This window comes from Xanthomonas sp. 3307, from assembly GCF_014199735.1.
Lineage (GTDB): Bacteria > Pseudomonadota > Gammaproteobacteria > Xanthomonadales > Xanthomonadaceae > Xanthomonas_A > Xanthomonas_A rydalmerensis.
Map to the genome: position 1 here is coordinate 535,177 of NZ_JACHOG010000001.1, position 14,556 is coordinate 549,732.

Here is a 14,556-nt window from a genome sequence, read left to right on the forward strand (position 1 = left end):
CTCTCGAGGAAAGAGGAATCAGCGCGCGATGGTCTGGGTTCGCCAGATCTTCTTCTGCAACTGCAAGATGCCGTAGACCAGGGCCTCGGCGGTCGGCGGGCAACCGGGGACATAGACGTCCACCGGCACGATGCGGTCGCAACCGCGCACCACCGAATACGAGTAATGGTAGTAGCCGCCGCCGTTGGCGCAGCTGCCCATCGAGATGACCCACTTCGGATCCGGCATCTGGTCGTAGACCTTGCGCAGCGCCGGGGCCATCTTGTTGACCAGGGTGCCGGCGACGATCATCACGTCGGACTGGCGCGGCGACGGGCGGAACACCACGCCGTAGCGGTCCAGGTCCAGGCGCGCGGCGCCGGCGTGCATCATCTCGACCGCGCAGCAGGCCAGGCCGAAGGTCATCGGCCACATCGAGCCGGTGCGCGCCCAGTTCAGCAGCGCGTCGACGCTGGTGGTGACGTAGCCCTTTTCCAGCAGCGGGTTCTCGCCTTCGGGACGCAGGATGTCGTCCACCCGCCCTTCCGGGATCGGGTTGGTCATCAGGCGATCCAGGGTCTGAATCACTCCCATTCCAGCGCTCCCTTCTTCCACACGTAGACAAAACCGAGGAACAACATGCCGACGAACAGGCCCATGGTGACCAGGGAGCGAGCGCCCAGGTCCATGAACACCTGCGTCCACGGCACGATGAAGATGATTTCCAGATCGAAGACGATGAACTGGATGGCGATCAGGTAGTAGCGCACGTCGAACTTCATGCGCGCGTCCTCGAAGGCCTCGAAGCCGCACTCGTACGGCGAGAGCTTCTTCAGGTCGGGACGCCGGGGACCGAGGAAGCGCCCCACCAGCATCAGCGCGACGCCGATACCGGTGGCCACGATCAGAAACAGCAGGGTCGGCAAATATTCGGCCAGCACTCGCAATTCTCTCTTGCCTGTGCCCGCGCGCGTGCCGCGCAGGCATGGGATAGACGATTCTCCGGACAGAGGCGTGACGCCCTTGCGCAGAAACCGTAGCCAAACAATGGTGCCCAAGAGGGGACTCGAACCCCTACGACCTAAGTCGCTACCACCTCAAGGTAGTGCGTCTACCAATTCCGCCACCTGGGCTTGCGTAAAACCTGCGCGGCAATCCCGCCGCGCAGCATATTGTAACCGTCTTCAGTCTTTCTGCGACGGGGCAGGCGACTTTTGTTGCGCTTTTTCCGGCGCCTGCTGGGCAGCCGGGGCGGCGGCGGGCGCCGCCGGAGCCGCAGCGGCGGCCGACGGCGCCTGCGGGACCGACAACTCGCCGGCCGGCGCGGCCGGGGCCGGGGTGGCGGACTGCGACATCACGCCCAGGTTGGCGTCGGCCGGACGCGCACTGTGGCCGGCGTACCAGGCCATGAACAGGCTGATGGCGAAGAACACCACCGCCAGCCACTTGGTCGACTTGGACAGGAAGTTGGACGCGCCGCGCGATCCGAACACCGTGCCGGACGCGCCGGCGCCGAACCCGGAACCCGCCGCCGCACCGGCGCCGCGCTGCATCAGGATCAGCGCGATCATCGCGATCGCCACCAGCACGTAGACCACATTGAGGATGACCATCAGCATTTCGAAATCCGTCCGGACAGTACGACTTGGGGGACGAACGGCCGCCACCGGCAGCCGTTCGCTCAACAGGCGGCCGCCGCTCGCACGATGGCCAGAAATTCCGCAGCGACCAGCGAGGCGCCGCCTACCAGCCCGCCATCGACATCCGGCTGTGCGAACAGCTCGGCCGCGTTGTCGGGCTTGACGCTGCCGCCATACAGGATCGGCAACGAATCGGCGATTCTAGCATCGCGGGCCGCCACTTCGCCACGGATGAACGCATGCACCGCCTGCGCCTGCGCCGGGCTGGCGGTGCGGCCGGTGCCGATCGCCCAGACCGGCTCGTAGGCCACCACGGCCCGGGCGAAGCCTTCGGCACCGACCAGATCCAGCACCGGCGCCAGTTGCGCGGCGATGACCGCCTCGGTGCGCCCGGCTTCGCGCTGTTCCAGGGTCTCGCCCACGCACAGGATCGGGACCAGCCCGGCGTGCAGGGCGGCGGCGAACTTGCGCGCGACCAGTTCGCTGCTCTCCTGATGGTACTGGCGCCGCTCCGAATGCCCGACCAGGCCGTAGTCGGCGCCCACGTCGACCAGCATCGCCGCCGACACCTCGCCGGTATAGGCGCCCTTCTCGTTGCTGCTGACGTCCTGCGCGCCGAAGCGCAGCAGCCGGTCCTCGAAATGCTCAATCAGGTCGCCCAGGTACGGCAGCGGCGGCAAAATCACCACCTCCACCTCGTGCTCGGCCGCGTGCAGCCCGGCGACGATCTCCCGCACCAGGGCGGCAGCGAAGTGGCGGGTGCCATGCAACTTCCAGTTTCCGGCTACGATCTTGCGTCGCATCGGCGCATCTCCGGCGAAAAAGTGCCGAGAGGATAGCCGATGCGCCGCCAAGGGCAGGCATCGTCCCCGCCGCCCCGCCCTCCCCGCCGCCTGCTCCATGCCAGAGACCGCCATGCCCCACCTCCCCGGCTACGCCCTGATCACCGGCGCCTCCAGCGGCATCGGCCGCGAGATCGCCCGCGAATACGCCCGCCGCGGCGTGCCGCTGATCCTGACCGCGCGCCGCGAGGCACAGTTGCAGGCGCTGGCCGCCGAACTACGGCCGCAGGTGCCGGTGGAGGTACTGGTCGCCGACCTGGCCGATCCGGCCGCGCCGGCCGCACTGGTGGCCGAGATCGAACGGCGCGGGCTGGCGGTGCGGATCCTGGTCAACAACGCCGGCTACGGCGTGCCCGGCCGCTACATCGCCCAGGACTGGGCGGTGCACGCGGCGTTCCTGCAGGTGATGGTCGGCGCCGTGTGCGAACTGACCTGGCGGCTGCTGCCGGCGCTGCGCGCCAGCGGCCACGGCCGCATCCTCAATGTCGCCTCGTTCGCCGCCCTGGTCCCCGGCGCCGACGGCCACACCCTGTACGCGGCGGCGAAGAGCTTCATGCTGCGCTTCAGCGAATCGCTGGCCCTGGAGAACGCCGACCGCGGGGTCGGCGTCTGCGCGCTGTGCCCCGGCTTCACCTGGTCCGAGTTCCACGACGTCACCGGCAACCGCGAACAGATGAACGCGCTACCGCGCTGGATCTGGCTGCAGACCGCCGCGGTGGCCCGCGCCGGCATCGACGGCGCTGAACGCGGCAAGGTGCGGGTGGTCCCCGGCGCGGTCTACCGCGCCCTGCTCGGCCTGACCGCGCTACTGCCCAATGCCTTGTTGCTGCGGCTGATGGGTCGGGGCTCGGGACGGATCAGAAATGCTGGGATTGGGGATTAGGGATTCGGGATTGGCAAAAGCGGCGTACCCGCGATCTGCCACCCCGCGCGGGGTCCGCTTTTGCGAATCCCCAATCCCGACTCCCGAATCCCCGCCTCACTTCAGCTTGATTTCGCGCAACCGCTCTTCCAGATAGCCCTGCGCGGTGATCGGCTCGGGATAGCGGCTGGGGTTGTCGGTGCTGACGCAGGACGGCAGCACGTCGATCACGAAGTCCGGGTTCGGGTGCAGGAAGAACGGCACCGAGTAGCGCGGCTGGCGTGCCTGCTCGCCCGGCGGGTTGACCACGCGGTGGGTGGTCGAGGGATACACGTGGTTGGTCAGGCGCTGCAGCATGTCGCCGATGTTGACCACGATGGTGTCGGCGTCGGAGGTGAACGGCACCCACTCGCCCTGCTTGGACTTCACTTCCAGGCCGGCGGCGCTGGCGCCGACCAGCAGGGTGATCAGGTTGATGTCCTCATGGGCGCCGGCGCGCACGTTGGGGATGTCGTCGGCGGTGATCGGCGGGTAGTGGATCGGGCGCAGGATCGAGTTGCCCGAATCGGTCTTGTCGACGAAGTAGTGCTCGGGCAGGCCGATGTGCAGGGCCAGCGCCGACAGCACGCGCGCGCCGAGCTGGTCCAGCGCCTGGTACAGGCCGTAGCCGTGGGTGCGGAAGCCGGGCACCTCGCTCGGCCACAGGTTCGGCGGCATCACCGCGCGGTACGGGGAGTCGTCGGCGATCTCGCGGCCGATGTGCCAGAACTCCTTCAGGTCGAAATGCTTGGAGTCCTTGGCGGTCTCCACGCCGAAGGCGGTGTAGCCGCGCGCGCCGCCGCTGCCGGGCAGGTGGTACTGGCGCTTGGTCTCTTCGGGCAGGGCGAAGAACGCCTTGAACACGTCGTAGGCCGCGTCGATCTGCGCCTGGGCGATACCGTGGTTGCGGATGCCGGCGAAGCCCCACTCGCGGTAGGCCGCGCCCAGTTCGGCGACGAAGGCGTCGCGGTCGCGCGCACTGGAAGGATCGCTGAAGCGGGTGATGTCGAGGGTGGGAATGCGCGCAGTCATGGCAGGAACCGTCGTCTCATAAGAAGGGGACAAACGCCGCGCTCAGCGCAGCAGGCGATACAGCAGGTAGAACGTGACCGCCTTGGCGACGATCACGAAGAGGGCAATGGCGATCGACTCACGCCGCGTCACGGACCGCCTCGGCCAGCGCATCCAGGGTCTGCCGCATCAACGCGGCATCGTCGGCCTCGACCGTGACCCGCACCACCGGCTCGGTGCCGGAGGCGCGCAGGAAGGCACGCCCGCGCCCCTGCACCGCGGCCTGCGCCGCGGCCAGCGCGGCCTTCACGGTGGCGGCCTCGAGCGGGCGCACGCCCGGCTGCAGGCGCACGTTGACCGTCTGCTGCGGCACCTTCTGCAGCCCGGCCAGCGCCTGGCGCAGGGTCTGCCGCGAGCGCTTGAGCACTTCCAGCACCTGCAGCGCGCTGACGATGGCGTCGCCGGTGGTGGCGCGATCCAGGCACAGCATGTGCCCGGAGGCCTCGCCGCCGAGCACCCCGCCCTGTTCGACCAGCGCTTGGTGCACGTGGCGGTCGCCGACCTTGGCGCGCAGGAACGGCACCTGCAACGCGGCCAGCGCCCGTTCCAGGCCGTAGTTGGTCATCAGCGTACCGACCACCGGGCCGTGCAGGCGGCCACTGGCCTGCCAGCCGCAGGCCAGCACGTACAGCAGGCCGTCGCCGTCGACCGGGTTGCCCTGGTCGTCGGCCATCAGCACGCGGTCGCCGTCGCCGTCGAAGGCGATGCCCAGGTGCGCGCCATGGTCGCGCACGTTGGCGGCGAGGTTGTCGATGTGCATCGAACCGACGCCGGCGTTGATGTTGAGCCCGTCCGGCGCCGCGCCGATCGCGATCACCTCCGCACCCAGTTCGCGGAACAGCAGCGGCGCGATGTGGTAGGTCGCGCCGTGCGCGCAGTCCAGCACCAGCTTCAGCCCGCGCAGGTCGAAACCGCGCGGCACGCTGGCCTTGCAGAACTCGATGTAGCGGCCGATCGCCTCGCGCGCGCGCATCGCCTTGCCGAGGCGCTCGGACTCGACCGTGGCGAACGGCGCGTCCAGCGCGGCCTCGATCGCCTGCTCGGTGGCGTCGTCGAGCTTCTCGCCGTGGGCGGAAAAGAACTTGATGCCGTTGTCGTAGTGCGGATTGTGCGAGGCGCTGATGACGATGCCGGCATCGGCGCCGAGGGTGAGCGTGAGGAACGCCACCGCCGGGGTCGGCATCGGCCCGAGCAACTGCACGTTGGCGCCGGCCGCGACCAGCCCGGCCTCCAGCGCCGACTCGAACATGTAGCCGGAAATGCGCGTGTCCTTGCCGATCACCACGGTCGGCCGTGCGGTACCGCCGGCGACCAGCACGCGACCCAGCGCATTGCCCAGGCGCATCACGAAATCGGCGGAAATCGCGCCCTGCCCGACCCGGCCACGGATGCCGTCGGTGCCGAAGTATTTGCGTTGGCTCATCGGAACGGGATTCGGGATTCGGGATTCGGGATTCGTTCAACGCACGGGATCCGAGCGAACTCGGCGAACCGGGCACGCGCGGCGCCACGATTCCCGCATCCCGCATCCCGAATCCCGGCGCTGGTCATGCCAGCGCTTCCGTCTTCGCCGGGGTCGGCTGCCGCATCATCAGCGCCAGCAGTTCGGACAGGCGGTCGCGCAGTTCGCGGCGGTCGCAGATCTGGTCGATGGCGCCGTGCTCGAGCAGGAACTCCGAGCGCTGGAAGCCTTCCGGCAGGGTCTCGCGCACGGTCTGCTCGATCACCCGCGGGCCGGCGAAGCCGATCAGCGCGTACGGCTCGGCGATGTTGATGTCGCCGAGCATGGCGAAGCTGGCCGACACGCCACCGGTGGTGGGATGGGTCAGCACCGACACGTACGGCAGGCCGGCTTCGCGCAGGCGACCGAGCGCGGCCGAGGTCTTGGCCATCTGCATCAGCGAGAACAGGCCTTCCTGCATGCGCGCGCCGCCGCTGGCGGAGAAGCACACGAACGGCGCGCCGATCTTCAGCGCGGTCTCCGCGGCCAGGGCGAAACGCTCGCCGACCACCGAGCCCATCGAGCCGCCCATGAAGGCGAAATCGAACGAGGCCGCGACCAGCGGCTGGCCCTTGAGCAGGCCCTGCATCGCCACCAGCGCGTCGTATTCGCCGGTGCTCTTCTGCGAGGCCTTGATGCGCTCGCCGTACTTCTTCTGGTCCTTGAACTTGAGCGCGTCGGTCGGGCCCAGGCGCGCACCGATCTCGGTCGGCGCGGTGTCGGCGTCGAACAACGCAGCCAGGCGCGCGCGCGCGCGGATCGCCATGTGGTGGCCGCACTTCGGGCACACCTCTAGGTTCTCCTCCAGCTCCGGCCGGTACAGCACGGCGCTGCAGTTGGGGCACTTCTCCCACAAACCTTCAGGAACGCTGCGCTTCTTGCTGGGCGTGTTGTCGGTGCGAATGCCCGAAGGCATCAATTTGCTGAGCCAACTCATGCGATGTGACGATCCATTGGGCGGCCGCGAGAGCCGCAGAGGGGCGACAGTCTAACTCGGTCCCCCGCTGGCCTGCAGACGGTGGCGCATGGAGCGGCCAGGCCGGCAGGCATCGGCGCGGATCGCCAGCCGGGCGCCCTGTCGCGCCTCACCCACCGCGTGACCTGCGGCGTCGCCGCAGCCACCCTGGGCAGGCGACGACCGGACCGGACCAGCGGCCGTGTGCGCCATCCGAGCCGCCATGCGTGCGCCGCAGGATTCGCATGGACAGCGGGATGCGGCATCGCCGCAAACGCGAACGCCCGCGCAAGGCGGGCGTTCGCATACAGACCAGGCGTGGCTCAGCCCGCGTCCAGTGCCTGCCGCAGCGGCGTCAGGAACGCCAGGGCGGCGTCGCGCGCGGCCTGCGGACTGGTCGCCTCGGCCAGCGCCGCGACCAGCGCGCTGCCGACCACCACCCCGTCGGCGTCGACCGCCATGGCCTTGGCGCTGGCGGCGTCCTTGATGCCAAAGCCGGCCACAACCGGCACCGCGCAGCGCGCGCGCAGCTGGCGCAGGCGATCGCCGGCGGCGCGGGTATCCAGGCGGTCGGCGCCGGTCACGCCGGCGAAGCTGACGTAGTACAGATAACCACGCGCTGCATCGCACAACAGGTCGATGCGCGCATCGCTGGTGGTCGGCGAGGCCAGCACGATCAGGTCCAGCCCGGTCTCGGCGAAGATGGCCAGAGTTTCGGCCGATTCCTCCGGCGGCAGGTCGACCAGCAGCACGCCGTCCACGCCGGCAGCCACCGCTTCCTCGGCGAAGCGCGCCGTGCCGTGGATCTCGACCGGGTTGAGGTAGCCCATCAGCACCACCGGGGTGGTCGCGTCGTCGCGACGGAACGTGCTGACCGTCTCCAGCACGTAACGCAGGCCGGCGCCGCGCGCCAACGCGCGCTCGGAACTGCGCTGGATGGTCGGGCCGTCGGCCATCGGATCGGAGAACGGCACGCCCAGTTCGATCACGTCGGCGCCCGCCTCGACCAGCGCGTGCATCGCCGGCACGCTCGCCTCCAGCGACGGATCGCCGGCGGTGAGGAAGGGAATCAGGGCCTTGCGGCGTTGGGAATCGAGTCGGGCGAATGTATCGGCGATGCGGTTCATGTGGGACCTATGCGCCCATCTCCCGGAGGAAGAGGGGTTGTGGTGAGGGTAAGGAAACGTGAGTGCACGGGGCTGCGCCCGTACCCTCATCCGGCGCTTCGCGCCACCTTCTCCCGCAGGAGAAGGGCAAAGCGTTACAGCGTCAGCCCTTCGCGCGCGGCGATGGTGTGCACGTCCTTGTCGCCGCGGCCGGACAGGTTGCACAGCACCAGCGCGTCCTTGGGCAACTCGCGCGCCAGCTTGATCGACTGCGCCACGGCGTGGCTGGACTCCAGCGCGGCGAGGATGCCCTCGGTATGCGCCAGCAGGTGGAACGCCGCCAGCGCCTCGTCGTCGGTGATGCCCTGGTAGATGGCGCGGCCGCTGTCGGCCAGGAACGCGTGCTCCGGGCCCACGCCCGGGTAGTCCAGGCCGGCGGACACCGAATGGGTCTCGACGATCTGCCCGTCGTCGTCGCAGATCACGTAGGTGCGGTTGCCGTGCAGCACACCGGGACGGCCGGCGGCGATCGAGGCGGCATGGCGGCCGCTGCCGATGCCGTCGCCGGCGGCCTCGGCGCCGTAGATCTTCACCGCGGCGTCGTTGAGGAAGGCATGGAACAGGCCGATGGCGTTGCTGCCGCCGCCGACGCAGGCGCTGATCGCATCCGGCAGGCGGCCGTAGTCGCGCAGCATCTGCTCGCGCGCCTCGCGGCCGACGATGGCGTTGAAGTCGCGCACCATGCGAGGGTACGGATCGGGGCCGGCGACGGTGCCGATGATGTAGAAGGTGTCCTGCACGTTGGTCACCCAGTCGCGCATCGCCTCGTTGAGCGCGTCCTTGAGCGTGGCCGAGCCGGAATGCACCGGCACCACCGTGGCGCCGAGCAGCTTCATCCGGTAGACGTTGATCTTCTGCCGCTCGATGTCGGTGGCGCCCATGTACACCACGCATTCCAGGCCAAGCCGCGCGGCCACCGTGGCGCTGGCCACGCCGTGCTGGCCGGCGCCGGTCTCGGCGATGATGCGGGTCTTGCCCATGCGGCTGGCCAGCAGCGCCTGGCCGATGGTGTTGTTGATCTTGTGCGCGCCGGTGTGGTTCAGGTCCTCGCGCTTGAGCAGGATCTGCGCGCCGCCGACTTCGCGGCTGAGCCGCTCGGCGTGGTAGATCGGGCTGGGCCGGCCGACGTAGTGGGTCAGGTCCTTGTCGTAGGCGGCGATGAAGGCCGGATCCTGGCGCGCGGCGTCGTAGGCGGCGGCGAGTTCCTGCAGCGGGCCGATCAGGGTCTCGGCGACGAAACGACCGCCGTAGCGGCCGAAATGGCCGGCGGCGTCGGGATAGGCATGGAAGTCGCTGACGGGGACAGAGAACATGGCGCAACCGGGATCAACAGGACAGGCAAGCACTTTAGCGCACACGTTCTCGCAGAAAAACCGATAAAGTCTGCACTGATCCGTCAGGAAAACTCACATGACCAGCACGCGCCGCCTGCCCTCGCTCAACGCCATGCGCGCGTTCGAGGCCGCCGCGCGGCTGCGCAGCGTCGGCGCCGCGGCGGCGGAACTGCATGTCACCCACGGCGCGGTCAGCCGCCAGGTGCGGCTGCTGGAACAGGAACTGGGACTGCCGCTGCTGCAGCGCGACGGCCGCGGCATCCGCCCGACCGCCGCCGGCACGCGCCTGTGCGACGCCGCCGGCGCGGCGTTCGCACAGTTGCACGAGGCGGTGGCGGAGCTGCGCCGCCCGGCGCGCCCGGCCGCGCTGGTGCTGGGCTGTCCGGGCAGCATCCTGGCCCGCTGGATGATCCCGCGACTGCAGGCGCTGCAGCGCGACCTGCCAACGCTGACCCTGCACCTGTCCGCGCACGAGGGCGACTTCGCCGCCGACCTGGACGGCCTGGATGCCGCGCTGCTGCTGGGCCAGGCGCCGTGGCCGGCGGACTGGCAGGTCCGCGTACTGGCGCCGGAGCGGATCGGCCCGGTGCTCAGCCCCACCCTGCCGCAGGCACCGGCACTGGCCACGGCCGCGCCGGCGGCGCTGCAGGAACTGCCACTGCTGCATACGGTGTCGCGGCCGCAGGCGTGGCCGGCCTGGGCCGAGGCGCAGGGACTGGCACCGGCGCAATTGCGCTACGGCACCGGCTTCGAGCACCTGTACTACCTGCTGGAAGCGGCGCTGGCGGGGATCGGCGTGGCGATCGCGCCGCAACCGCTGGTCGCCGATGATCTGGCCAATGGCCGCCTACTGGCGCCTTGGGGTTTCGTCGAAACCGGCGGACAGTGGGCGCTGTGCACGCGCCGCGATGTCGAGGATCGGCGGGTCGACGCGCTGGCACAGTGGCTGACGCAGGAACTGCAGCGCTGACGTCGCCGCAGCGCAGGCCGCGTCGCCACAGCCTGCCAACCTTTCAGCCGCGACGTGGCGACGCGCTCAGCAGTTGGTGTTCAACTCGTGACAGTCGGCGCGGCGCACTTCCTCGACGAACTTGCGCATCTTGTGGCCGTCCTTGATCCCGGGCTGGCTTTCGATGCCGCTGGACACGTCCACGCCCCACGGCAGGGTGCCGATGATCGCGTCGAACACGTTGTCGCCAGTGATGCCGCCGGCGAGCAGGAACGGCCGGTGCAGGCCGGTCGGCAAACGCGACCAGTCAAAGGTCTTGCCCGAGCCGCCGCTCTCGCCGGGGGCGTGGCTGTCGAACAGGAAGCCGGCGGCATTGGGAAACTGCAGCTGCAGGGTGCGCGCGTTGATCTCGCCGCCGCCCATCGGTATCGCCTTCAGGTACGGCAGGTTGAAGCTGCGGCAGAAGCCGTCGTCCTCGTCGCCGTGGAACTGCAGCAGGGTCGGACGCACCGTGCGCAGGACCTCGCGCACCTCGTCCTTGGGGTTGTCGCGGAACAACGCCACCACGTCCACCATCGGCGCGGCGGCCTGGCGCATGGCCCGCGCCTCGGCCGGCGCCACCCGCCGCGGGCTGCCATGGGCGAACACGAACCCGATCGAATCCACGCCCAACTCGCCTGCCAGGCGGATGTCGCCGGCGCGGGTCATGCCGCAGAACTTGATGCGGGTGCGATACAACGTGCGATTCATAGCGTGACCTCGTCCGGAAGCGTCCAGTGGGCGGGATAGAGGGGACCCACGAAGACCAGGCCCTGCGGCGGCGCCGTGGGACCGGCGACGCGGCGGTCGCGTCCCGCGAGCAACTCGCCAATCCAGGACGCCGGCTTTTCGCCCGTCCCCACCATGACAAGGGAACCAACGATATTGCGCACCATGTGATGAAGGAATGCATTGGCCTGGACCTGGATCTCGACCAGCTCGCCGCTGCGGCTCACCGCGATCGACTGCAGCTCGCGACGCGCATGCAGCGCCTGGCACTGCACGCTGCGGAAAGCGCTGAAGTCCTGCTCGCCCAGCAAGGCCTGCGCCGCCGCGTGCATGGCCTCGGCCTGCAGCGGCCGCCGCTCCCAGCTCAGGGTCTGCCGGTACAGCGCCGGGCGTACCTGGCGGTTGAGCAGGCGGTAGCGGTAGCGGCGCGCGCGGGCGGAGAAGCGCGCGTGGAAGTCGTCGGCCACCGGCACGCACCAGCGCACGCACACCGAGGGCGGCAGCCGCGCGGTGGCGCCCAGCATCCAGCCGCGCGCCGGGCGCGGCGCGTCGCAATCGAAATGCACCACCTGGCATTCGCCGTGCACGCCGGCATCGGTGCGACCGGCGCAGACCACGCTCACCGGGGCGTCGGCCACCGACGACAGCGCCGCCTGCAACGTCGCCTGCACGCTGGGGCCGCCGCTCTCGCCGAGCTGCTGCCAACCCTGGAACTCGCTGCCGTCGTATTCCACGCCTAGTGCGTAGCGCATGGCGACCTCCACTGCAGTGCGCCATCGAGGTGGACGTGTTGTGCGGTCGCCGCGCGCAAGGACGGCAGCGTGGCTGTTAACAAGCAGACGCGGCGGAAGTACCCCTGCCAGGCCGGGAGCGCGCGCGCAACTGCGATCGCCCGCCGCTGACGGGCGTGTTGCCGCAAGGCCGTCCCGATCCAGGCCGGACGGCCGCGGCGAGCGCGCCGCGCGCCGCCTGCCGCCATCAGTCCAACCGCCCCAGCAATTGCAGCGCCTCGGCGCGCGCGGCCGGGTCGCCGCTGGCCGCGACCTCGGTCAGCAAGGTGCGTGCGGTCTCGTTGTCGCCCAGATCCATGTACGCCACCGCCAGCTCCAGCCGCTCGCGGCCCGCCGGCGGATACGGCGACGACGCTTCGGCCGCTGCGGCCGCTGCGGGTGCTGCAGGTGCGGGCGCAGGTACGACGGGCTGGTGCCAGGTCGGCTCCTGCCGGCCGGCGCCGGCATCGGTGTCGGCATGGGCGTCGACGTTCGGCACCGCGGACAGCGGCGACGGCTGCGGCCAGGCCGCCTCGGCCGTGGACTCGGCGGCCGGTGCGGGCTCCGGACGGACGTCGGCTGTGTCGATGGAATGGACCTCGTCGTTGCCCGCGGACAGCGGCGCATCGGCCGGCGCATGGCGCATCGACTGCTGCGCCAGCACGCGCTCGAAGGCGTCGTCGTCGAGCGCGACGTGGTGATCGGCGTGATCGGCGTGATCGGCGGCAGCGTGGTCGGCGTGATCGGGGCGCCCCCACTCCTCCAGTGCCTCCTCGTCGCGGGCGGCCGTGGCATCCTCGGCCAGCGGCTCGACGGGTTCCAGCGGCGGCAGTTCCGGCGCATCGACGTCGCGGTGCGCGACCACCGGCACCGTGGCACCCGCCAGCGCGGCGTCGTCGTCGCGCGGCAACGGCGGCAGCGGCGAAGGCTTGCGCCTGCGCGACAGCAACCAGGCGCCGATGCCCAGCACCAGCAGGCTCACCCCGCCCCACAGCCACAGCGGGAACCCCGCATTGGCCGGCGCCGGCGCGGCCGCGGCGGCCGGCGCCGCCTGCCCGGACTGGGCCAGGCGCTTCTGCGCCGCGGCCAGGTCGCTGTCCTTCAGCGCGATCAGTTGCTGCTGCTGGGACTTGAGCTTTTCGAGCTGTTCCACCCGCGAGCGCAGTTCCTGGACCTCGGCATCGCGTGCCGCGAGGTCTTCGCGCGCCTGCTGCAATTGTTGGGCTGCCACCATGTCTCCTTCGTCGCCGGCACCGGTGCCGGACTTGGTTCCCGCCTCGCGGCGCGTCGCCGGCACCGCCGGCGCGATTTCCAGCCGTGCGCCGGCCGCCGGCGCTGCCGGCGCTGCGGCGGCCGGCTTGGCTGCGGCCTGTGCCGTGGCGGGGTCCTGCTGCGCCTGTGCCGGCTGCGGCACCGGCGCGCGCGCCTGACGCCATTGCGCCGCCTGCTCGCGCACCACCGCCTCGGCGGCGGCGGCATCCAGGCTGGCCAGATCCTCCTCGCGCGGGGTCCGCAACACCGCGCCCTGCTTGAGCAGGTTGAGGTTGCCGCGGATGAAGGCGTCGGGATTGGCGCGCAGCAGCGCGACCATGGTCTGGTCCAGCGAATGGCCGTTGCCGCGCGCGAGCTGCCCGGCGATCTGCGACAGGGTCTGCCCGGCGCGCACCGGCGCCAGCGCATCGCCGGGTGCGGCCGCCGGGGCCGGCGCCGGACGCGGCGCGGCGGCCGGCCTGGCGCTCGGCGTCGCCGACGTGGCGGCGCCCGCCGGAGTTGGCGCCGCGGTGGAGGCGTCGCGGGCGATGCGGTCGGACGGCTGCGCCGCGGCAGGTGCATCGATCGCCGGCGCGTCGATCGCCGCGGCGGTGTTGGGCGCGTCGATCAGCGCGGAGTATTCGCGGATCAGCCGGCCCTGGCCCCAATCGACCTCGATCAGGAAGCTCAGCGACGGCACCTCGACCGGCATGCGGCTGCTGACCTGGATCACCGCGCGGCCCTTGCGGGTCTGGGTGAAGCGGAACTGCAGATCGCTGACCAGGCCCTGCGGGCGCTCCAGCCCGACCCGCGCGAAGGTCGCCGGCGAGGCCAGCGCGACCCGCGCCCGCTCCAGTTCGCCCGGCTCGTTGGAGATCACCGGGATCTCGGCCAGGAACGGCTCGCCCGGCTTGGACAGCACGCGGATATCGCCCAGGCCGAGCGCCAGCGCGGCCTGGCTGCAGGCCAGCAACAGCAGCGCGGCGGCCGCGCGACAGACGTGGCGCAACCCGCGCGCGGCGGGCACCGCATCGCCGCTGCGGCGACGGAACAAACGTGGTTGTAGGCGCATCCCGCCCCTGCCCCTTGGAGTCATGTCCATCAATATATATGAAGCGGGGAGTGGGGATTTGGGATTGGGGATTCGTTGTGGGTGCAGCATTGGCAGGGAGTGCGCTTGCGCGGGGTACGCGAGCGCCCCCTTTGCGGGATCAGGGACCGACAAGCACTGCAGTGCCGCTCGTCTTGTAGGAGCGGCTTCAGCCGCGATGGCTTTACCGGGAACGCTCCGTCGCGGCCGAGGCCGCTCCTACGAGGGCGCCCGTCATCATCGCGCCCACATGCGCTAGCGCAGCCCCTCTTTGCAGCACAACACGGACGCCAGACACGATAACGGCCAGGGCGTGCGCCACTGGCCGTTGCGTGTCTG

The 14,556-nt window shown here is 70.5% G+C and carries 14 protein-coding genes and 1 tRNA gene; 2 read left to right on the forward strand and 13 right to left on the reverse strand.

Going from position 1 to position 14,556, the window contains the following annotated elements; genetic code table 11:
• Positions 1-18: 18 nt before the first annotated feature.
• The 5 genes from GGR64_RS02240 to tpiA form a co-directional block, all read right to left on the reverse strand.
• A complete protein-coding gene (locus GGR64_RS02240; protein WP_010343006.1) occupies positions 19-573 on the reverse strand; it encodes an NADH-quinone oxidoreductase subunit B in 555 nt (184 codons plus the stop codon).
• Positions 564-920 (reverse strand): NADH-quinone oxidoreductase subunit A, encoded by a 357-nt coding sequence (locus tag GGR64_RS02245; protein WP_010343005.1) that lies wholly within the window; start codon positions 918-920, stop codon positions 564-566. The genes GGR64_RS02240 and GGR64_RS02245 overlap by 10 nt, the downstream gene beginning before the upstream one ends.
• Before the next feature lie 107 nt (positions 921-1,027).
• A tRNA-Leu gene (locus tag GGR64_RS02250) sits at positions 1,028-1,112 on the reverse strand.
• Positions 1,113-1,163: 51 nt separating this feature from the next.
• Positions 1,164-1,598: a preprotein translocase subunit SecG gene (secG, locus tag GGR64_RS02255; protein ID WP_184643692.1), complete on the reverse strand. Its 435-nt coding sequence runs from the start codon at positions 1,596-1,598 to the stop codon at positions 1,164-1,166.
• Between the two features lie 62 nt (positions 1,599-1,660).
• Positions 1,661-2,422 (reverse strand): triose-phosphate isomerase, encoded by a 762-nt coding sequence (tpiA, locus tag GGR64_RS02260; RefSeq protein ID WP_184643694.1) that lies wholly within the window; start codon positions 2,420-2,422, stop codon positions 1,661-1,663.
• A gap of 112 nt (positions 2,423-2,534) precedes the next feature.
• Here tpiA and GGR64_RS02265 point away from each other — a divergent pair, with 112 nt between their 5' ends.
• Positions 2,535-3,344, forward strand: a complete 810-nt coding sequence (locus GGR64_RS02265; protein ID WP_184449319.1) for an SDR family NAD(P)-dependent oxidoreductase — start codon at positions 2,535-2,537, stop codon at positions 3,342-3,344.
• A 96-nt stretch (positions 3,345-3,440) separates the two neighbouring features.
• Here GGR64_RS02265 and GGR64_RS02270 read toward each other — a convergent pair whose 3' ends face one another.
• The 5 genes from GGR64_RS02270 to trpB all read right to left on the reverse strand — a co-directional run bounded on the left by GGR64_RS02270 (position 3,441) and on the right by trpB (position 9,368).
• Positions 3,441-4,394 (reverse strand): isopenicillin N synthase family oxygenase, encoded by a 954-nt coding sequence (locus GGR64_RS02270; protein ID WP_184643696.1) that lies wholly within the window; start codon positions 4,392-4,394, stop codon positions 3,441-3,443.
• Between the two features lie 118 nt (positions 4,395-4,512).
• On the reverse strand, positions 4,513-5,856 hold the full coding sequence (gene glmM / locus GGR64_RS02275) for a phosphoglucosamine mutase (RefSeq protein ID WP_184643698.1): 1,344 nt from the start codon (positions 5,854-5,856) through the stop codon (positions 4,513-4,515).
• 124 nt (positions 5,857-5,980) lie between these two features.
• Positions 5,981-6,871, reverse strand: coding sequence for an acetyl-CoA carboxylase, carboxyltransferase subunit beta (accD, locus tag GGR64_RS02280; RefSeq protein WP_184449314.1), 891 nt, complete (start codon positions 6,869-6,871; stop codon positions 5,981-5,983).
• Positions 6,872-7,212: 341 nt separating this feature from the next.
• Positions 7,213-8,016, reverse strand: a complete 804-nt coding sequence (trpA, locus tag GGR64_RS02285) for a tryptophan synthase subunit alpha (RefSeq protein WP_184643700.1) — start codon at positions 8,014-8,016, stop codon at positions 7,213-7,215.
• 134 nt (positions 8,017-8,150) lie between these two features.
• Positions 8,151-9,368 carry a tryptophan synthase subunit beta gene (gene trpB, locus GGR64_RS02290; RefSeq protein ID WP_184643702.1) on the reverse strand — a complete coding sequence of 406 codons (1,218 nt, stop codon included), beginning with the start codon at positions 9,366-9,368 and terminating at the stop codon, positions 8,151-8,153.
• A 97-nt stretch (positions 9,369-9,465) separates the two neighbouring features.
• Here trpB and GGR64_RS02295 point away from each other — a divergent pair, with 97 nt between their 5' ends.
• Entirely contained in the window at positions 9,466-10,359 is an 894-nt protein-coding gene (locus tag GGR64_RS02295; protein WP_184643704.1) for a LysR family transcriptional regulator, read from the forward strand.
• 66 nt (positions 10,360-10,425) lie between these two features.
• On the opposite strand, the gene GGR64_RS02300 is transcribed toward GGR64_RS02295, so the two are convergent.
• The 3 genes from GGR64_RS02300 to GGR64_RS02310 form a co-directional block, all read right to left on the reverse strand.
• On the reverse strand, positions 10,426-11,088 hold the full coding sequence (locus GGR64_RS02300) for a phosphoribosylanthranilate isomerase (RefSeq protein WP_160970546.1): 663 nt from the start codon (positions 11,086-11,088) through the stop codon (positions 10,426-10,428).
• On the reverse strand, positions 11,085-11,858 hold the full coding sequence (gene truA, locus GGR64_RS02305) for a tRNA pseudouridine(38-40) synthase TruA (protein WP_160970547.1): 774 nt from the start codon (positions 11,856-11,858) through the stop codon (positions 11,085-11,087). Before truA ends, GGR64_RS02300 begins: the two co-directional genes overlap by 4 nt.
• Positions 11,859-12,084: 226 nt before the next feature.
• Positions 12,085-14,106 carry a FimV/HubP family polar landmark protein gene (locus GGR64_RS02310; protein WP_184644261.1) on the reverse strand — a complete coding sequence of 674 codons (2,022 nt, stop codon included), beginning with the start codon at positions 14,104-14,106 and terminating at the stop codon, positions 12,085-12,087.
• Between the last annotated feature and the right edge of the window lie 450 nt (positions 14,107-14,556).